Origin of the sequence: Candidatus Methanoperedens sp., assembly GCA_027460525.1 — an archaeon.
In the GTDB taxonomy this organism is placed as follows: domain Archaea; phylum Halobacteriota; class Methanosarcinia; order Methanosarcinales; family Methanoperedenaceae; genus Methanoperedens.
The window spans coordinates 1-19,157 of record JAPZAS010000010.1; the positions used below are offsets into that span (position 1 = coordinate 1).

Here is a 19,157-nt window from a genome sequence, read left to right on the forward strand (position 1 = left end):
TACGGCATCATCGGCACTTCTTCACGCATAGATGAAGCAGTTGACACCTACGAAATCCTGGTTGAGAAAATCATCCTGGCTGCTGAGATTGAGACCACGATGAAGAAGCTGCTTGAGGATATCGAAAAAACAAAGCGAAGGGTGAACGCCCTTGAGTTCAAGGTGATACCCGAGCTCTCTGAAGCTAAGGATTTTATCGTGCTCAGACTTGAGGAGATGGAGCGGGAGAATACCTTCAGGCTGAAGAGGATAAAGGGGTAAGTCACTGGAATTAGTTGTGACAAGCGCCAAAGCATCGGAATAAGCAAACTACTATTCCCAAAAGATTTTAAAACATCCGATTAATATAGAGCTAATAATAGAGGGTGTTTAATGACCAGAGTCGAAAAAGACAGCCTTGGCGAAATCGAAGTTCCTGAGAATGCTTTATACGGCGCTTTTACCACACGAGCTTCTAATAACTTCAGGATAAGCGGGCTTCGTGCAAAGCCTGAGTTCATTAAATCTATCGCGTTCATCAAAAAGGCAGCCGCCACAACGAATATGAAGCTCGGCATCCTCGATAAAAAAATCGGAGATGCGATTATTCAGGCAGCGGATGAGGTTATTGAAGGCAAACACATGGAGCAATTCATACTCGACGTCTTCCAGGCAGGCGCTGGCACGCCATTTAACATGAACACCAATGAGGTCATTGCCAATATCGCAGTCAAGAAATTAGGAGGAAAAACTGGCGATTATCACCTCGTTCATCCCAACAACCATGTAAACATAGCGCAGTCCTCCAACGATGTAATACCCACAGCAATACGACTGGGCGTGCTTCTTACCCTGTCGCCTCTTATCAGTGAACTGGAAGAAATAATATCAGCATTTCGTGCAAAGGCAAAAGAATATGATCCTGTAATCAAGGTGGGAAGGACTCATCTTGAAGATGCCGTGCCCATAAGGTACGGTCAGGTGTTTGGTGGATATGCGGCATCGCTTGAGAAGTGTATCGTGAGACTTGCTGCTTCGGAAAACAGCATGTTTGAACTGGGAATCGGCGGGACAGCAGTCGGCACAGGCATCAATACGCATCCGGATTTCAAAAAGACGATTATTTCAGAACTAAGCAAACTTACAGGTTTTGAGTTTTATCAGGGCAACAGTATCATGCTGTCATGGAGCATGGCAGGTTTTGTGGACGTATCCAGCGCGCTGCGGACTCTGGCAATTGAACTCAACAAGATTTCAAACGATTTGCGCCTCCTGAATTCAGGACCGAAAACTGGCGTTGCTGAGATAATCCTGCCTGAGGTTGAGCCGGGCTCTTCCATAATGCCTGGGAAGGTCAATCCCTCTATTCCTGAAGCTGTGAACATGGTATGTTTCCAGGTCATGGGCAATGACCATGCAGTGGCACTGGCAGCAGAGGCGGGGCAAATGGAACTCAACGTGATGACACCACTTATTGCATTTGATCTATTGTGGAGCATTGAACTTTTGACGAACACCATCAGGATGCTCCGTGAGTTCTGCGTTTCAGGCATGATAGTGGATGAGAAAAGGTGCGGCGAGCTTCTTGAGAACAGTCATGCTCTGGCAACTGTGCTAAATCCTTATATTGGCTACGATGCAGTCGCAGAACTTGTTAAAACCGCGCTTTCCGAGAATAAGTCGCTGAGGCAGGTGCTTATTGAAAAGGATATTATCCCTGAGAAATATCTAAATGAGATACTTGATGCAAGGAAGATGACTGAGCCGGGGGTTGTGGACAAGAAGATAATCGAGGAGATCAGGAAGTACAGAGGAAAGGGATGAAATAGCTATTTCATAAAGCTATTAAATTTACCAATCCTTTAAATTCCATGTCAAAAGTGAAAATAATATCAATTTTAAGTCTCTCCATGAGAGCAATGTTTGTGCAATCTGTGAAGCTCAAGTGCTTATCTTCGTATTGAAGGTAAAGTTCCCATGCCTTGTCAAAATCTATCGGCTCTATGAAGCGAAAATTTATAGGTTTTGCCTTTGCAAATTTCCCTATGTCGTAAGCGAATTTCTTGCTGCCTGTCCTGACATAAGCGAGGGTTAATGCCTCGTCGAAGATATAGTCGGTGACAAATAGCTTGCCATAATCGCCCTGAAGCGCAGGCATCATTACTTCCAGAGCTTTATTGTGGTTTCTGTCTTTAACGTTTCTTGCGGCGACGAGCGCTGAGGTATCGAGTAGAAGGCTCATGGATTTCACCATATACGTATTTATCAATGTTCTCAGAAGAATCTTCAACGCCCCAGTTAACAGGTTTTTGGAGCATGGCAAGGGCTACGTTTTCCTCTTTCTGGAGAAATTTTTTGATTTGGGTTAAGTCGGTGTATTCTATCAGGGTGTCCAGAATCTTCTGCTCCGTGACTTTCATGCCCATGGCGCGCAGTTTTTGATGGAGCGTGTCGAGGAGTTGCTTTGCATCGGAGCTTATTTTGACGCTGGAGGTGGATGACATAATTCTACATTCTACTTTCTACTTGATAAAGGTTATGATATTAGTTCACTATCGTTAGCCATATACTCGGTGTCGTATTTACCAAATAACTCCATGTCTATTTTCTCTATCATACTTGCTATATCTCTCATAACTGTTTCAACTTTTGTTTTGGTGTAAATATCTGACACTCGATTTTTACCCCCATTGGTCTCCGATCTGAATTTTTGATTGTTTACTATAGTATCCGAAGGACTATGTACTAAAATATGTCGAGCTTCAAAAAGCTTATCGATTTCATTCCAATCTGTCGATAAATTAACAATATCAATATCGAATAGCAATTTTAACAGATTTTTGGTTTTCTGTAACTCTTGGAAGCTGATTTTTTTATTTTCGATTATATATGTACCAAAATGCAAATCTTCGAATTTATTTTTATTAAGGGTTATAATTTGCTGAAAATCAGAGAATAATCTAAAATCATTAAGGAACTTTTTAAACTTTTCTTTTTGATCTAAACCCCGTTTTATAAATTCGTCGTCATCAAATATTTTTTTAAGTATGCTTGAAAAGTATGATTCCCAGTTAGAAACAATTGCAATTGTTGCTTGTTCAAGTAAGACTAGTTTTCCAAACACTTTCATGTCTCCAGTTTTTATTCCAATATTTTCATATATTGTTCTTCCCAAATCTTCAAATAACCGTCTTTCATTAATATCAAAATCAACTCTTTGTACTAAATCGCTTAAAATCAATAGCATAGCAATTTTTTTAGCTTTTTCGTTATAAGCATATTTTTCGTCCGTGTGCACAAATACATTTGCGGGTGCGTTAGGATTGACACGAATAGACTTACGTTCATCATCGCTCAAGAGATATCCATAGACTTCTACCATTTAATCACTCCACCATCGCCCTCGCATCCACAGCAATTGCGCCGCTCTCGTTCACAATCAGCGGGTTAACATCAAGCTCGATGATATTCTCCTTTTCAGCCAAATCCGAGACAGAAACCAGCACACCGGCGATAGCCTCTATATCCACAGGCTTCTTCCCCCGGATTCCTTTAAGTATCGGGTAGCCCTTAATCTCTGAAATCATTTCAAGCGCATCGCTTTTATCGATAGGCGTGACCCTGAATGAAACATCCTTATAGACCTCCACAAAAATCCCCCCGAGCCCGAACATTATAGCATGACCGAACTGCGCATCCTTCTTGAGACCGACAATTACCTCCTGTCCGGGCGACGCCATCTGCTGCACGAGGATGCCTTCGATATGCGCTCCAGGAGCAGCTTTCTTAATCCGCGACATTATCTCGTTGTAAGTTGTTGGCACGTCCTCCCTCCTCACATTCAACGCAACGCCGCCCACATCGCTCTTATGCGGGATGTCGGGCGAAGAAATTTTCATGGCAACAGGAGTTCCTATGTGTAATGCGATTGCAAGGGCTTCATCAGTGCTTGTGGCAATGCTCTCTTTCATCACAGGAATCCCATATTTTGCCAGAAGATTTTTTGTCTCATGCTCGGTGAGTATCTTACTCATGCGCTCCTCCTCTGGTTTTTACTGTTTCAAGAAATTCCCTGTGCCTGATAAGCGCAGCCAGTGCTTTCACAGCCCGTTCCGGCACTGAGTAGTTGGGCAGGCAGCCGCTTTTTAGTAGATCTATTCCTTCTTCTGCCCCTTTTCCCCCCATCCAGCACGCAATTATCGGCTTCTTGTTTTTGCCTTTCATCTCCACCACAGCCTCGGCAGGCGGTATCGCGTTTGACATGAGGGTATGCACGTAGATGACAATGACTGCATCCACATTGGGATCAAGAAGAACTGCCTGTATCACATCAAGATAAACCTGATAAGAAGACGTACCTGCGGTATCTATCGGGTTCGAACTGGATGCGAATTCGGGAATGGCATTTTTTATTTTCTCCCTTGTTTCTTCGGTCAGGTCGGCGATATTGATGCCGAGCTTCTCACACGCATCGGTTGCCACAATGGATGCTCCCCCGCCGTTTGAAATGATTGCGACATTATTTCCCTTCGGAAGCGGCTGGCATGAGAATGCAAGCGCGGCATCGAAAACCTCATCTATGGTATCAACACGCAGTATTCCAGCCTGCCGAAATGCGGCTGAGTAAATCTCATCCGAGCCTGCTATCGAGCCTGTATGAGAAAATACAGCCCTGGCGCCTCTTTCTGACCTGCCTGTTTTTATTGCGATTATGGGTTTTTTTATGCAGCGGGCAGCTTCCAGAAACTTCCTTCCGCGCTTTATCCCTTCAGCATACATCGCTATAACCCCGGTCGATTGGTCGTTATTTAAGTACTCTAACAGGTCAATGTCGTCGACATTTGCCTTGTTCCCCGTACTGATTATTTTACAGAGTCCAAGCCCCATATCGATAGTCCACTCAGCAATAGCAAGACCAAGAGTACCACTCTGCGTGATGAACGATATCGGGCCTTTGTTTGGAAGCCTCCCTATAACGCTGGCATTCAGGCTCACGGGTTCATTGACAATACCAAGGGTGTTCGGGCCGATCATGCGCATCCTGTATTTTTCCACTATGGATACCAGCTTTTGCTCAAGATCTGCACCTGCATTCCCGGTCTCGCTGAATCCTGCGCTTACCACTATAAGCCCCTTTACGCCCTTTTTCCCGCACTCTTCAGCCACAGAAAGAACAAATTGAGCAGGTATTGCTATCACTACCATCTCCACTTTATCAGGAATATCCAGTACAGAAGGATACGAAACCACACCCTGCACTTCCTTTTCTTTGGGATTCACAGGATATACTGCTCCCTTAAAGCCGCTCAATATGTTTTTAAATATCCGCCCTCCCCACTTTGCCTCATTGTTCGAAGCTCCAACAACAGCTATGGAAGCCGGCTCGAATATCGAAGAGAGCATTTTCTACATCCATTCCCTGTATTTCATGGCTCGCAGTACTCTTTGCTTTGCGATGCCCAGAGCAGCATCCCTGGGATATGTTTTCTCGCTGTACACTTTATCAAGAATCTCTTTCGTATTCCTTGGAATGGTGCTTTTAATGCGTTCAAATGCCTGCGTCTCGGTTCCGCCGTGGTACTCAACTGACGCTGTTATCACCCCGCCTGCGTTAGCCACAAAATCAGGAATAACAAGGATTCCCCTGTCATGGAGCATCTTCTCGGCATTTTCGGTGATAGGGATATTTGCCCCTTCGATTACCAGTTTTGCATCCAGTACGTCTGAGTTGGCTTCAGTAATCACATCGGGACGCGCTGCAGGAACGAAAATATCAGTGCTTATCATCAGCAGGTCAGAGGTTTTCAAAACTTCGCCGTCTTTATAATTCATCACCGAGCCTGTGGTGTCTTTTATTCGTATCAATTCCTCGATCTTTAATCCTTTAGGGTTGTAAATCGTTCCTTTTGAATCGCTCGCCCCGACCAGTATCACCCCTTTCCCGGCAAGATAACGCGCTGCAGGTTTTCCCACATTCCCGAACCCTTCAATAGTGAGGCGTGCCCCGTTCAGGTCAAGATTGATATAGTCTTTTGCCACATCGGTACATTCAGCCACGCCGTATCCTGTTGCGCCGATTTCGTCAAGCGGTATCCCGCCAAGCTCTCTGGGGAGCCCGACTGCGCGCGCAATCTCGTCATAGATATATGCCATGCTGGCTTCGTCAGTGCCCATATCGGGTCCGGGGATGTATTCCTCAAGGCTTTTTATTGCCCTGGCAAAGGTTCTGATTATATGTTCCTTGTTTACTGTTTTTGGGTCGGCTATAATCCCTGATTTCCCTCCGCCGTGAGGCAAACCTGCCATAACGTTTTTATAAGTCATGGCGCGGGCGAGCCTTCGAACCTCGGTCGTGGTCACGTCAGGCGCCATTCGCACCCCTCCGATAGCGGGACCTGCAGCCACGTTATCAACAACGACGATGGCTTTCAATTTCGTTCTCGGCTCATATATATGTACAATCTTTTCAGGACCGATTTCATCTGCAAATTCGAAAATTTTTTCTGTAATTTCCATTGTTTTCCTCTCCCGATTAATGTAATTTTGTTTGGATAGTAAATTAAGATTGTGGTTTTAATCCCAGATCTTTCTTGATACCTTCTATTTCTTCATCATTCAGTTTTCGTGGGAAGTTGTATATTTTTGAAAAGTTTTCGTTTGCCATCGGGCGGTTGCAGTCAGGGCATCCTGAGGTCTGGAAAGCCTCTCCTTCCTCAATAACCGAAAGGAGCAGGTCGCTTTTCACCCCAAAATCGCAAAGAATACCATTTTCGAATCGCATATCAGAAAAAGATGCCATCCCCTGCACAATCAAGTGCCGCGCAAGCTGCACAGTACGGTAGTGTTTGATTATTCCGTCCTGATTTTTTTCCAGGATAATGTGCTGCGCTCCCGGAATATATGTATATGAAAAAAGCGCCGGATTTACATTATTCTTCCATAATTCCGAAATAATCCTGACAGCATCCTCATCGCTCTCCCCGAGACCGAGCATTAGATGCGTCCCAACTTTTTCAAATATGCGGGCTGCCCTTCTTATCCCCTCCATATGCGTATCCCAGGAATACGGTCCGCCGGCGCCTTTTCCTTTTATTCTTTCAAATAACCCGGGGGTGCAGGCATCAAGCGGTATCGTAAGCTCATTCACGCCCATTTTTTGTAATTCTTCATACCGCGCGTTACTCAGCGGGAAAACCGAAAGCGAAATCGGGATTGGACTTTCTTCACGGAGCCTTCTGATTAAATATACTGTATCCTGCCACCAGTTATCATAAAGCGCAGTCTGTATGCAGGCGCGGGCAAGATAACCCCGCTCGTAAGCCATCTTAAGCCGCCTGACAACCAGCTCAAGCTCGGCAGGCATATACATGCCCCTTGCGATACGGGTTAGCTCAGCGCTCGAGCCCGATGCCTGTGCGCAGAAAAGGCAGTTTGCAGAGCAGCGTTTTTCGGTGTAAATCTGAAGATAGGCAGTCGTGGGAGGGGTATCCATCTCTATAAGTTCAAGCCCGAGAACTCCCAGGGTTCCCATGGAAGCCCTTACTTTTTTCATCAAACAACTATTTGGGAAATCATTGTATATCTATTCGTATGTTAATCGGTCTGATTGCAGATGTTCATTCCAATGCGGTTGCATTAAAAGAGGTGCTTTCAGTTTTCGATGGGCTGGGCGTTGAGAAAATATTGCATGCAGGCGACATTGTTGGTTATAACCCATATCCGGATGAGACAATTGGATTGTTCAGAAAGAACAGGATAACTTCCATCCTTGGAAACCATGACAGGGCTTTGATTTCAGGAGATACTTCCGGATTCAACCCATACGCTGCGGCTGCTCTTGAGTGGACAAGAAATGCCATATCTCCTGATAATGTGGATTATATTCTGGGACTTAAAAATATCGAATCAATCGTCGAAGATGCAAAAAGGATAGTGATGGCTCACGGAAGCCCTTACGATATTGACGAGTATGTTTATCCAGATGATGCATTGCCAGATTTTCTCCATGCGGTAGAAGGTGATGTTCTGGTTCTGGGTCATACACATATACAGTTCAAGAAAGAATATCCTGAAGGCATTATCGTTAATCCGGGTTCGGTTGGTCAGCCCAGGGACGGGAACCCTGATGCGGGATTCGCAGTTCTTGATACATCCTCCGGGAAAGTCGAACTCAAAAGAGTAAGTTATGATATCGAAAAAGTAATTGAAGATATGCTTGCGGCAAATCTCCCGGAAAAATTAGCCTTCAGGCTGAGAGTCGGGCGCTAACACGAGCTGTGTTTGATTGCTTTTGTCGGGCATGCATCCACGCACGCGCAGCATTCGATGCAGTCCTCCACGCGGGTGGCGTGTGATTTTCCCTCTGTTATCTCAAAAACATTGGTAGGGCAGACCTGGACGCACTCCCCTGCTCCGTTGCATTTGTCTTCATCTATTTCGATGGTCACTACTGCTTCGTATTTCTTTACTGCCATGATTTTTACTCCTAATCGGTTAGTGTTGTTATTGCAGATTAAAGGTTTTGGTTCAACGTGAAAAATGCAATCGTGTATGAATTTTTAGTGGAAGTGAGCAAATTGATGCGAATCGAGTTCGGATATGAACGAGTTATATAGTTGCAACTGCAATCAGCCCTTCTCAAAGGTTTTCACTATCATAGGAATCAGAGTCTAAATGAATATGAACGAAACAAGAATACCTCAAATCTCCGATGAAATGAAAAGGCGGATAAAGAATATAGTAAAATATCATTATGGATTTACACCCAAAGACAATGATCTTGAGTGGATAGACAGAATGTTAAGGAACAATTATGCTACTCTTCATGACCAACAAATCATTCGAGAACTTGCGGCCAAAAATGTTAGCGATGAGTTGTTGAAGAACAGAGATAGCATAGGAAGCATAGAATTCGAAAGAATTTGGCACGAAAAGAGCATCTTCAAATATTTGACATTTGCTAGTATGTGCTTCAGAGCGGGAATTCCTGCAGGGTCGATTAGTTTATGCAGAACTGCAATTGAATCAGGATTGAGAGAAAGATTAGCAGAAGAACTGGCAAAAAAAGAAACCACAAATGTCACCGAATTACCTGAAACAACATGGAACAAATTGAAAGAATTAAACGGTAAAATGCTCTTTAAATTAATTAAAGAAGCAGACCAAGAAGGAATTATCGAAAAGCAAAAAATTGAAGAGATATTTCAAGAATTTAAGTTCGAGGATCAAAGTGGTATGAAGATTTTGGATAAATTTATCCATGGAGATATTGTGTGGATGGTAAATTTTGTTAGAGATAGGGAAGAAGATACAAGTGTTATTGGTGCAAAAGACAAGTTACAAGAACACAAAATAATTTCTAACATGAAAACAGATAAAATTGCAATTGAAGTTCTTAAAGCCACTACCAAAATAGCAGAAATTCTTTATTATAAAACCATCTAAGTGGTGGGGTTTCAGGCAACTTCACCTAACAGACGATAAAGGCATCGCTACGCTTTGCCCAAATTCACCTTCAGTCAACTTCTTTTATCCTCGTTCCGTTGCAAAAACTCTCAGATTAGAACGGCTGCAACTTAATCCCCATATTCGCTTTCAACGCCTTCTGGTACACCATATCCGCAGTCGCAACGTCCTGTATCGCCAGCCCTGTCGAATCAAAAACCGTAATGTCTGAATCCTTTATCCTGGCTTTCTTCCTCCCTGTAATTACCTCGCCCAGTTCGCCAAAAATATCCTTTCCCGCAAGCAATCAGGATTACTGTTATATCGCCAGGTTCGTTTAAGTCGTAAATTATATATACAAACTGAACAGTATGTTACTATATGGTAGGCTTCATCAACCGAAAGAATGAGATTCGCATACTGGAGGATATTTACAATTCGAATTCATCATCCCTTGTCGTAATCTACGGCAGGCGGAGGGTGGGAAAAACCGAATTGAGCCGCGAATTCATAAAAGGAAAGAAAGCTGTTTATATTTTTATAGAAATAAAACCTGAAGCTCCGATCTTTAAAGACATAGAAGAGTCGCTTGGAGAGATACTCAAAATAAAACCGCGGATCGAGAGCTGGGATGATTTCTTCAATCTGATCTTTGAGCAGAAAGAGAAATTGATAATCGTGTTCGATGAATTCCAGAATCTGAGTAAAGTCAATCCCGGTATATTTTCAAAATTCCAGAAATACTGGGACTTGAATCATAATAAATCGCAGCATATGTTCCTGATAATAGGTTCGTATGTCGGAATGATAAAGAAAATATTCAAAGATACCAAAGAACCGCTGTTTGGAAGAGCTACGATGCTTTTCAATATAAAACCATTTAACTTTTTTGATAGTTTTACATTCTTGAATGCTTTTTTTAATTTAGAAATAGAGAATGCCTCAAAGTTCTATTTTATTTTCGGTGGTGTTCCCAAATATCTTCTTCTTGCCGGGCAGATGGGAACTGATGACCCGGTGGAGACGTTTAAAAAATTATTCATAGATACCAGGATACTTGCTGAAGAAGGAAAAAATATTCTTACACTTGAGTTTGGTTCTGAACACAGGAGCTTTTTCTCGATACTGGAAGCAATTTCATCCGGGAATGCAACTCCAAAGGAGATTTCAGATTATACCGGTTTGCAGCCGGGTGCTGTATCCAAATACCTTTACGAACTTGTAAATAATTATGAGATAGTGATAAGAGAAAAACCAGTGATAATGAGCCGCGTCAGGGACACCAGGTATTTCCTTCTGGATAATTTTTTTAATTTCTGGTTCAGGTTCATCTACAGGAATTCACGCTTGCTGGAAATCAATCCAGAAAAGGCTTTTGAATTGATCATGAAAGATATTAATTCTTATTTTGGGAAGGCATTTGAAAAACTGGCAGTCGAATTTCTGGTAGAAATGAACAGAAAAGGTTCGCTGCATTTTGAATTTATGGATATTGGCAGATGGTGGCATAGAAATGAGGAGATAGACATCATTACTTTAAACAAGGAGAAAAAGGAAATATCCTTTTTCGAATGTAAGTGGAGTTCATTGAATGCTGAAGAGGCAGAGATAATATTGGCTGAATTAAAGCGCAAAGCAACGCTGGTGAAATGGTATAATGCGCGGCGCAAGGAAAGATATGGCATTATTGCAAAGGATATTGAGGACAAAGAAGAACTGAAAGGTATGGGTTATATTGTTTTTGATCTCAGGGATTTCGCTCCTTTTCTTCTTCAGGATAGTCAGAAGGATTAGAACTGCTGCAATTTTATTCCAATATTTGCCTTCAATGCCTTCCGGTACACCATATCCGCCGTCGCAACATCCTGTATCGCAAGCCCTGTCGAATCAAAAACCGTAATCTCGGAATCCTTCGTCCTGGCTTTCTTCCTCCCCGTCACCACCTCGCCCAGTTCGCAAAAAATATCCTTTTCCGAAAGCAATCCCTTCGCCAGAGGCACATTAATCTCGCCCGAGTGCGAAGCCTGGGGAAGGTCGTCCACCACTACTTTTGCGCGCTTCAATATCCTCGGGTCAAGCTCTTCCTTTCCGGGCGCATCCGCACCGATGGCATTGATGTGCGTACCATCGGAAATCCACTCGTTCATAACTATGTGTTCTCTTGAAGGCGTTGTGGTAACAAGGATATCGCAATCGCATACTTCCCTGATGCTTTTCTTGGGAGTTATTTCGCATTCTATTCTTTTTTCCATTTCCTCTTTGAAGGCAAGCGCATGCTTTTCCGATGTGCTGGTAACCTTGACCTCCTCGATATCGATTATTTCATCTATCGCAAGAAGCTGCGTCCTTGCCTGGTTCCCAGCCCCCACAAAACCCACGATTTTCGAGTTCTTTCGGGCAAGGTATTTCACAGCCACTCCCCCGCCAGCGCCTGTTCTCATATCCGTCAGATAAGTCCCGTCCATTACCGCAATCGGCGCGCCCGTTTCTGTTGAATTAAGGATTACAAGCGCCATCACAGTGGGCAAGCCTTTCTTGGGATTATCGGGATGAACGTTCACTATCTTCACTCCTGTAATGTCCTGCTCTTCAAGATACGCAGGCATCGTTCGCAGGTCGCCGTTGTGCTTTTTGAAATAAAGATATAGCTTGGGAGGCATCTGCACCTTCTTGAGACCGTGCTGCCTGAAGGCTTCTTCCACGACCGCAAGCGCTCCTTTCATGTCGAGGAGCGATTTCACCTCGTTTCGATTAAGCCAAAGAATCTGATTTTCCATGATATTTCCCCCTTGTATAATTAGCCAGTCTTGGCATATAAGTTTCGATTTTATTAACAAATCTTGCCGCTTTCCTAAGTTTAATTAAACTCAACGGGTTAAGCTCAACCCACAATTTAAATATCTCCCTGAATATCAAGGTGCATCATGACCCTGGAAAAACTTGACGTAGCGACCTTAAAAAAATCAGGCTACATGAAGCAGAAGCAAAAAGACCTTTTCGTGGTCAGGCTGCGCATGCCCTGCGGCAACGTTACATCTCCCCAGCTTGAGGGGATCAGCCGGATTGCCAGGAAATACGGCACAGGATACATTCATATCACCACTCGCCAGGGTATGCAGATCCCGGATGTAGATATCCACAACCTCGATGCAATCACAAAAGAACTTGAAGATAATGGCACTCCGCCGGGTTCATGCGGACCGCGTGTACGCAATATCATTTCATGCCCGGGAAACCTTGAATGCAATTACGGCATCATAGATACCTACGGCTTGGCAGGCATACTGGATAAGGAATTTTTTGGCGAGGACATGCCTGTAAAAATAAAATTCGCAGTAACAGGATGCCCGAACGCCTGCGCCAAACCTCAGGAAAACGACCTCGGAGTGATGGGAATCCTCAAGCCAGCCATCTATTCCGAAGACTGCACGGGCTGCGGCACATGCACTTTTATGTGCCCCGAGAAAGCCATTGTCGTGGAGAACGAGAAAGCAAAGATAGTCTGGGACAAATGCAACCTGTGCGGTGCATGCGTTGGAGCATGCCCTTCGGATCTCATTGCCGAGGAATGGAAAGGCTATAAGCTATTCGTGGGCGGGAAGATCGGGAAGCATCCAAAGCTTGGAATGGAATTGACTGATGCGAAATCTTCGCAGGAAGCCGTGGAGGTATTCAGAAAGATAATCAACTGGTCAAAGAAAAATACCAATATCGGGGAGCGGTTCGGTGACTGCTTAGACCGCGTTGGGTTTGAGAATTTCAAAAAGGAAATACTTGGATAGGGATAAAAATGACAGAAATCAATATCGAACGATTAGCGAAAGAATATGAGACTAAGTCTCCGCAGGAGATTATGGAATTTGCCCTTGGGAAATTCAAAAATATAGCAATCTCATTCAGCGGGGCAGAGGATGTGGTATTGATTGACATGGCAAAGAAGACAGGCAAGAACTTCAGGGTTTTTACTCTCGACACCGGGCGCCTGCATCCAGAAACTTACCAGTTCATTGATGAGGTCAGGAAAACATACAATGTCGATATCGAGGTGTTCTTTGCCAACAGGGATGCGACTGAGAAACTGGTCAATGAGAAAGGCTTGTTCTCGTTCTATAAAGATGGTCACAAGGAGTGTTGCGACGTGCGCAAAGTGGATCCTCTCAAGCGCGCCCTCAACACAGTGGATGCATGGGTAACAGGGCAGCGCAAAGACCAGAGCCCTGGGACAAGGGCGAATGTGCCCGTAATACAAAAGGACCCAACCTTTGGAACTGGAAAACTCATTAAATTCAACCCGCTTGCAAACTGGAGTTCAAAACAGGTATGGGACTATATCCGGGAGAACAATGTTCCCTACAACAAGCTGCACGAAAAAGGATATGTCAGCATCGGATGCGAGCCGTGCACAAAACCCACTCTGCCAGGGCAGCATGAGCGCGAAGGGCGCTGGTGGTGGGAGGATGCAACGAAGAAGGAATGCGGGCTGCATGCAGGGAATGTGAAGAGGTAATCCGCAGATTCCTTAGGAAAAGATAACAATGGCTCAAATTAAACCTCACGGCGGAAAGTTAATCAATAAAACTTTAACTGAACAGAAACGAAAAAAGATCATCGAGCAGGCTTCTGAGTACCAGAGCGTTCCCGTAAGCACCGACCTGATGAAGGACGTGGAGAACATCGCCTCAGGGTTATTCAGCCCGCTTGAAGGCTTTAATGTACGCGAGGATTATGAAAGCATACTCTACAATAAGCGCCTTTCCAATGGTCTTCCCTGGACGCTCCCGATTGTGCTTGACGCTGAGAATAATAACCTAAAAGAAGGAGACGACATTCTCCTGAAGAACAACGACCATCTCGTAGCGGTAATGCAGATCGAGGAGAAATACGGCTTTGATAAAAGGGCTCATGCAGAGCAGGTGTTCGGAACAAACGATGCGGCTCACCCGGGCGTTGCAAAGACATATTCCATAAAGGATACCCTGCTCGGGGGAAAAATAAGCCTGATAAACGAATCAAAGACTCCTTACTATAAATATGCCTTAAAGCCTGCGGAAACAAGGAACCTCTTCAAAGAAAAAGGCTGGGAAAAAGTCGTGGGATTCCAGACCCGGAACGTTGCTCACCTCGGTCATGAATACCTGCAAAAATCCGCGCTCACTCTCGTTGACGGGCTTTTCATAAACCCCGTAATAGGCAAGAAAAAGAAAGGCGACTTTAAGGACGATGTGATTCTTGAAAGCTACGAGGTGCTAATCGATAACTACTATCCCAAGGATCGCGTTGTCCTCGGCATCTTCCAGACCGAGATGCGCTACGCCGGACCGCGCGAGGCGATATTCCATGCAATCGTGAGAAAAAACTACGGATGCACGCATTTCATAATCGGGCGAGACCATGCAGGCGTTGGAAGCTATTATCATCCCTATGCAGCGCAGGAGATATTCAAGGAGTTCCCTGACATAGGCATAGAACCGATGTTCTTCATGTCATTTTTCTACTGCAATAAGTGCGGGGGAATCACCAATGACAAGGTATGCCCTCACAACGACAGGATTGATTTTTCAGGCACGAAGATGAGGCAGATGATCGAAAGCGGAAAGCGCCCAACGCCCGACCTGATGCGTCCTGAGGTTGCGGATGTGATATTGAGGTCGGGTAAGCCATTTGTGGAATAGGATATTCTCATCACTGCCACGATAGAACCAATCGATTAGAAACCGTTAAAACCTTAAAGAGAATTTCAGGGATAGATTTTGCGCCGGATTTGCGGAGAATATATGCTTAACAGGGAATCCTTTGCGGGAATGATAAAATCCCTCGGTCTTGTTTTCGGGGACATAGGAACAAGTCCCATATACACCCTTACTGTTATTTTTCTCATAACACCGCCCACTGAAACTAATGTGATGGGCATACTTTCCCTTATTATATGGACTCTTATCATACTTGTGACCGTGGAATATACATGGCTTGCCATGAGCCTCGGTCAAAAGGGTGAAGGAGGCACCATTGTTCTTCGGGAAATACTTATTCCCATGTTGAAGTCCGGAAGACAAGTAGCATTTGTCACACTGCTTTCTTTCATCGGCATATCCCTCCTCTTTGGAGATGGCGTAATTACTCCTGCCATAAGCATACTCAGCGCTGTTGAGGGTATAATCCTGATTCCAGGATTTGAAGGAACTGCGCAGGAAACCCTTGTTATCATTGCAGGCATAATTGCAATAGCCCTCTTTGCCTTCCAGAGAAAAGGAACAGAAAAAGTTGCTTGGGCATTCGGACCTGTGATGTTTTTATGGTTTCTCTCGATCGCAGCTTTCGGTTTTGTCTCGATTCTTAATGTTCCGTCTGTATTCGAAGCCATAAATCCCTACTATGCCATCAGGTTTCTATTACAAGATGGCATTGCAGGGTTTTTTGTGCTTTCCCAGGTTATACTCTGCGCCACAGGCGGGGAAGCGCTGTACGCTGATATGGGGCAGCTTGGAAAACTTCCTATAATCAGGGGCTGGTATTTTGTGTTTGCTGCTCTTCTTCTAAACTATCTCGGGCAGGGTGCTTTTATTATTCAGCATCCAGGGGCAAAAAATGTGCTTTTTGAGATGATATTCCACCAGGCACAGTTTCTTTATATACCATTTCTCGTTCTCAGTATTCTTGCTACAATTATAGCCTCTCAGGCAATGATTAGCGGGATGTTCTCCATAGTGTATCAGGGAATTACAACCCGGGTTCTGCCCATGCTCAAAGTGGATTATACATCGGCTAAACTGAGTTCGCAGATATACATTGGCACTGCTAACTGGGTTTTGCTTTTTTTTGTTTTATTTATTATGGTTGATTTTAAGGAATCACATCGTTTAGCTGCAGCGTACGGTCTTGCGGTTACAGGAACTATGGCTCTGACGGGTTTGATGATGTCCTGGATTTTTTATTTAAAGAATAAGATGTCTGAATTTGCAATAGCTCTGTTTGTGACATTTGTGGATATAGCGTTCCTTATCTCAAGCCTGTACAAGATACCCCACGGCGGTTTCGTGTCGATTATCCTGGCACTCATTCCACTTAGCATAATTATGATATACACATCCGGGCAGAAAAGGCTTTATGGTGCACTTAAACCCATGGACATTGAGTTTTTCCTTGGAAAATACAATGAATTATATGCAACAACTAATAAAATCAAAGGAACCGCGCTTTTCTTTGCAAGAGATATAACAAAGATTCCGCCTTATGTGGTCAACACCATGTTTTACAACAACATCATTTATGAAGATAACATAATTGTTTCCCTCATCAAGCTGGATAATCCCTTCGGTGTCTCTGGCTCTTTTAAGGACAAGCTTGCGGATGGATTGAGGATTTTTGAGATAAAGATGGGGTATATGGAAGTGGTAGATGTTGAGGCGATCTTGAAGAGGTCTGGAATAGATGAGAAGACAATCTTCTATGGTCTTGAGGATATTGTGACAGACAATGTGATCTGGAAGATATATTCGACAATCAAAAGACTTACCCCGGCTTTCGTTCAATTTTATAAACTTCCGCCGCACAAGCTTCATGGGGTTATATCGCGGATCGAGATGTAAGAATCATAGGATTTGGGTAAGCGTAATATTCATATCATCCCAAGCATATCATACATCATGGCAAAAGATAAGAAACTGGCACAATCAGAGAACTGTAATGGGTGCGGAATATGTGTTACGGTCTGCCCGACAAATATTAAACTTGCAAAGGCTCCCGATTTTGACGAAAACATCGCAAAATTTGCTATCTGTGTAAGCAATGGCGCTGCCGTGATAGATTATAACACCTGCATTGCCTGCGGAATATGCACCCGCAATTGCCCAATCGGGTCTCTTGCAATTGTTCCTGTATAACTCAATTCTCAGTTAAGGGATTTTTGTATGTATTCCAATGAAACAGGCAGGGACATCAAGAAAGCTGCGGGCATAATAAAAAAAAAGGAATTGTAATCTACCCCACCGAGACTGTATATGGCATAGGAGCTAATATTTTTTCAGAGGATGCTTTAAAAAAGGTGTTTGCAATTAAAAAAAGAGATACGAGCAAGCCAATTTCAGTCGCAGTTTCTGATTTTAAGATGATGTATGACCTTGTGCATATCAGCGAGAGGGAGAGGCGTTTTATTGAAAGGCTTCTTCCCGGGCCCGTGACGGTTTTATTGAAGAAAAAAGAAAAGGTTCCCGATATCCTGACTTCTGGATCAGAATTGGTGGGAATACGTTTTCCAGACCATGAAACCACGGTCAAGCTCATTGAACTTGCAGGTGTGCCTATTACTTCGACAAGCGCCAACATTTCCGGGGGAGCGCCGCCAAAAAAAGTGGATGAAGTCAAGATTTCTGCGGATTATATAATTGATGGCGGGGAGTGCAGGGGCGAGCCTTCTACCGTTGTTGATGTTGTAAACCAAAAAATAATACGTAAAGGCGCAAGATATGAAGAAGTTGTTGCGGCGCTTGAGGATTTTTAGGATTTTGTCTTTGAATTAAACTGCTGATGGGTTGGCTTTTGTCACAGAAATTATTTATAATATAATGATGTCTTATGACGTCAGGTCTATTATGGTGCATTTTGCGGCATGGTTTACGGGTCGAGGATGAGAATAATTGATATCTAATTTGAGGGGAAACGATGGTAAATAAGAGGTATGTTAGAGGAATTGTTTTTGTGGTATTGATGTTGAGTACTATTTTAGTAATCGGTACTGCACAGCCAACTGTGAATATTATAAGCCCTTCAAATGGAGATACCATCAATGGGACTTTTACTTTTATAGCCAATGTTATTGACATAACTGAAAACCTGAGTGCGGTTTATTTTAAATTCACCAGCCTGTCTGGCTCGATTTTCAAAAGTACGAATCAAGTTAATTCTCCGTTTACTACTTCAAGTACAGGATATGCATTTACTTATGTTTTACCTGTGACATTAGCCGGTGGTAATTACGCAGTTAGTGTGGATGTTACTAATGAAAACCTGAATGAAAACCTGAATAGCGCAACAGATACCCGAACCTTTACTCTTAATAGTGCCCCGACAATATTAGCCTATTCTCCGACATCCCAGGTATTTCAGACTGGAAGCATCCCGCAGAACTTCTCAGTGACTTTTGATCAAGCTGTAACTACTACCTGGTTGATTAATGGAATTCAAGTTTCAAGCAACACTTCAGTTACCCAAGATTTTTACCAGAATAATGCACCAACTCAAGGCAAGTGGAATATTAAAGTTATAGGGAGCAATGCAAACGGAACTACTTCACAGACGTGGAACTGGACCGTGGTTCCCTCAACCTATACGATGGGCAACCGCATCTGGGATGGAGCAAAGTGTCCAACCGAGTTCTCTACTACTTATACATGGAACCCTCAAAGTTTCTCAGGGTTTTATTATGATGTTAACAGCAATGTTGGCAACGAGAGCATCACGATAACGCTGAATGGCTGTAATGACAGAAACATCAACCAGAACAACATAGTGTATGACACAACACCGCAGGAAGTTGAATTTGGCTACTCAGGTTTCGGAAGTTATCAGGTCATCGGTTTTATGGCAGATAAATACTTTGCAGGGTACACTGTCAACAGCACACCTTCAAATCCGACCATAAACGTGGTAGCAGTAAGCGCGCTTGGTCAGGGACAGCTTCACAAGGTGCTTATCGATGACGATACCAAGCGCACCATATCAGTGGGAAGCACCCTGAC

General features: G+C 43.8%; 22 protein-coding genes. 12 read left to right on the top strand and 10 right to left on the bottom strand.

Annotated features, from left to right (window positions below):
* Together O8C68_03220 and O8C68_03225 are read left to right on the top strand one after the other, a co-directional pair.
* Positions 1 to 261 (top strand): V-type ATP synthase subunit D (locus tag O8C68_03220; protein MCZ7394817.1); only part of this gene is annotated, 261 nt, incomplete at its 5' end.
* A gap of 111 nt (positions 262 to 372) precedes the next feature.
* Positions 373 to 1,803, top strand: coding sequence for an aspartate ammonia-lyase (locus O8C68_03225; protein ID MCZ7394818.1), 1,431 nt, complete (start codon positions 373 to 375; stop codon positions 1,801 to 1,803).
* A gap of 10 nt (positions 1,804 to 1,813) precedes the next feature.
* Here the strand turns inward: O8C68_03225 and O8C68_03230 are convergent, their stop codons facing one another.
* Genes O8C68_03230 through O8C68_03260 form a run of 7 tightly spaced genes read right to left on the bottom strand, consistent with a single transcriptional unit; the run spans position 1,814 to position 7,531 of the window.
* On the bottom strand, positions 1,814 to 2,221 hold the full coding sequence (locus O8C68_03230) for a PIN domain-containing protein (GenBank protein MCZ7394819.1): 408 nt from the start codon (positions 2,219 to 2,221) through the stop codon (positions 1,814 to 1,816).
* Complete coding sequence (locus O8C68_03235) at positions 2,172 to 2,483, bottom strand: hypothetical protein (protein ID MCZ7394820.1); 312 nt, start codon at positions 2,481 to 2,483, stop codon at positions 2,172 to 2,174. The genes O8C68_03230 and O8C68_03235 overlap by 50 nt, the downstream gene beginning before the upstream one ends.
* 32 nt (positions 2,484 to 2,515) lie before the next feature.
* Complete coding sequence (locus tag O8C68_03240) at positions 2,516 to 3,361, bottom strand: hypothetical protein (GenBank protein ID MCZ7394821.1); 846 nt, start codon at positions 3,359 to 3,361, stop codon at positions 2,516 to 2,518.
* 4 nt (positions 3,362 to 3,365) lie between these two features.
* Entirely contained in the window at positions 3,366 to 4,013 is a 648-nt protein-coding gene (locus O8C68_03245) for an acetate--CoA ligase family protein (protein MCZ7394822.1), read from the bottom strand.
* Positions 4,006 to 5,382: a CoA-binding protein gene (locus O8C68_03250; protein ID MCZ7394823.1), complete on the bottom strand. Its 1,377-nt coding sequence runs from the start codon at positions 5,380 to 5,382 to the stop codon at positions 4,006 to 4,008. The genes O8C68_03245 and O8C68_03250 overlap by 8 nt, the downstream gene beginning before the upstream one ends.
* A 3-nt stretch (positions 5,383 to 5,385) precedes the next feature.
* Positions 5,386 to 6,495 (bottom strand): Glu/Leu/Phe/Val dehydrogenase, encoded by a 1,110-nt coding sequence (locus O8C68_03255; protein MCZ7394824.1) that lies wholly within the window; start codon positions 6,493 to 6,495, stop codon positions 5,386 to 5,388.
* A gap of 43 nt (positions 6,496 to 6,538) precedes the next feature.
* Positions 6,539 to 7,531, bottom strand: coding sequence for a radical SAM protein (locus tag O8C68_03260; protein ID MCZ7394825.1), 993 nt, complete (start codon positions 7,529 to 7,531; stop codon positions 6,539 to 6,541).
* A 38-nt stretch (positions 7,532 to 7,569) separates the two neighbouring features.
* Here O8C68_03260 and O8C68_03265 point away from each other — a divergent pair, with 38 nt between their 5' ends.
* Complete coding sequence (locus O8C68_03265) at positions 7,570 to 8,247, top strand: metallophosphoesterase family protein (GenBank protein ID MCZ7394826.1); 678 nt, start codon at positions 7,570 to 7,572, stop codon at positions 8,245 to 8,247.
* On the opposite strand, the gene O8C68_03270 is transcribed toward O8C68_03265, so the two are convergent.
* Positions 8,244 to 8,453, bottom strand: a complete 210-nt coding sequence (locus O8C68_03270) for a 4Fe-4S binding protein (GenBank protein ID MCZ7394827.1) — start codon at positions 8,451 to 8,453, stop codon at positions 8,244 to 8,246. The genes O8C68_03265 and O8C68_03270 overlap by 4 nt on opposite strands.
* Before the next feature lie 205 nt (positions 8,454 to 8,658).
* Here O8C68_03270 and O8C68_03275 point away from each other — a divergent pair, with 205 nt between their 5' ends.
* Positions 8,659 to 9,423: a hypothetical protein gene (locus O8C68_03275; protein MCZ7394828.1), complete on the top strand. Its 765-nt coding sequence runs from the start codon at positions 8,659 to 8,661 to the stop codon at positions 9,421 to 9,423.
* 115 nt (positions 9,424 to 9,538) lie between these two features.
* Here the strand turns inward: O8C68_03275 and O8C68_03280 are convergent, their stop codons facing one another.
* Entirely contained in the window at positions 9,539 to 9,730 is a 192-nt protein-coding gene (locus O8C68_03280) for a hypothetical protein (protein ID MCZ7394829.1), read from the bottom strand.
* A 74-nt stretch (positions 9,731 to 9,804) separates the two neighbouring features.
* Here O8C68_03280 and O8C68_03285 point away from each other — a divergent pair, with 74 nt between their 5' ends.
* Positions 9,805 to 11,217, top strand: a complete 1,413-nt coding sequence (locus O8C68_03285; GenBank protein ID MCZ7394830.1) for an ATP-binding protein — start codon at positions 9,805 to 9,807, stop codon at positions 11,215 to 11,217.
* Here the strand turns inward: O8C68_03285 and ala are convergent.
* Positions 11,214 to 12,200 carry an alanine dehydrogenase gene (gene ala / locus O8C68_03290; protein MCZ7394831.1) on the bottom strand — a complete coding sequence of 329 codons (987 nt, stop codon included), beginning with the start codon at positions 12,198 to 12,200 and terminating at the stop codon, positions 11,214 to 11,216. The two genes, O8C68_03285 and ala, sit on opposite strands and share 4 nt — an antisense overlap.
* 147 nt (positions 12,201 to 12,347) lie before the next feature.
* On the opposite strand from ala, the gene O8C68_03295 reads away from it, so the two are divergent.
* From O8C68_03295 to O8C68_03325, 7 genes are all read left to right on the top strand, one after another.
* Entirely contained in the window at positions 12,348 to 13,205 is an 858-nt protein-coding gene (locus O8C68_03295) for a 4Fe-4S binding protein (GenBank protein MCZ7394832.1), read from the top strand.
* A gap of 8 nt (positions 13,206 to 13,213) precedes the next feature.
* Positions 13,214 to 13,930, top strand: a complete 717-nt coding sequence (locus O8C68_03300) for a phosphoadenylyl-sulfate reductase (GenBank protein MCZ7394833.1) — start codon at positions 13,214 to 13,216, stop codon at positions 13,928 to 13,930.
* A gap of 28 nt (positions 13,931 to 13,958) precedes the next feature.
* The gene (gene sat, locus O8C68_03305) at positions 13,959 to 15,095 is read left to right on the top strand and encodes a sulfate adenylyltransferase (protein MCZ7394834.1); all 1,137 of its coding nucleotides are present in this window, start codon (positions 13,959 to 13,961) and stop codon (positions 15,093 to 15,095) included.
* 102 nt (positions 15,096 to 15,197) lie between these two features.
* The gene (locus tag O8C68_03310; GenBank protein ID MCZ7394835.1) at positions 15,198 to 17,009 is read left to right on the top strand and encodes a KUP/HAK/KT family potassium transporter; all 1,812 of its coding nucleotides are present in this window, start codon (positions 15,198 to 15,200) and stop codon (positions 17,007 to 17,009) included.
* A gap of 57 nt (positions 17,010 to 17,066) precedes the next feature.
* Entirely contained in the window at positions 17,067 to 17,303 is a 237-nt protein-coding gene (locus O8C68_03315) for a 4Fe-4S binding protein (GenBank protein ID MCZ7394836.1), read from the top strand.
* An 89-nt stretch (positions 17,304 to 17,392) separates the two neighbouring features.
* On the top strand, positions 17,393 to 17,920 hold the full coding sequence (locus O8C68_03320) for an L-threonylcarbamoyladenylate synthase (protein MCZ7394837.1): 528 nt from the start codon (positions 17,393 to 17,395) through the stop codon (positions 17,918 to 17,920).
* A 161-nt stretch (positions 17,921 to 18,081) separates the two neighbouring features.
* Positions 18,082 to 19,157 (top strand): S-layer protein domain-containing protein (locus O8C68_03325; protein MCZ7394838.1); only part of this gene is annotated, 1,076 nt, incomplete at its 3' end.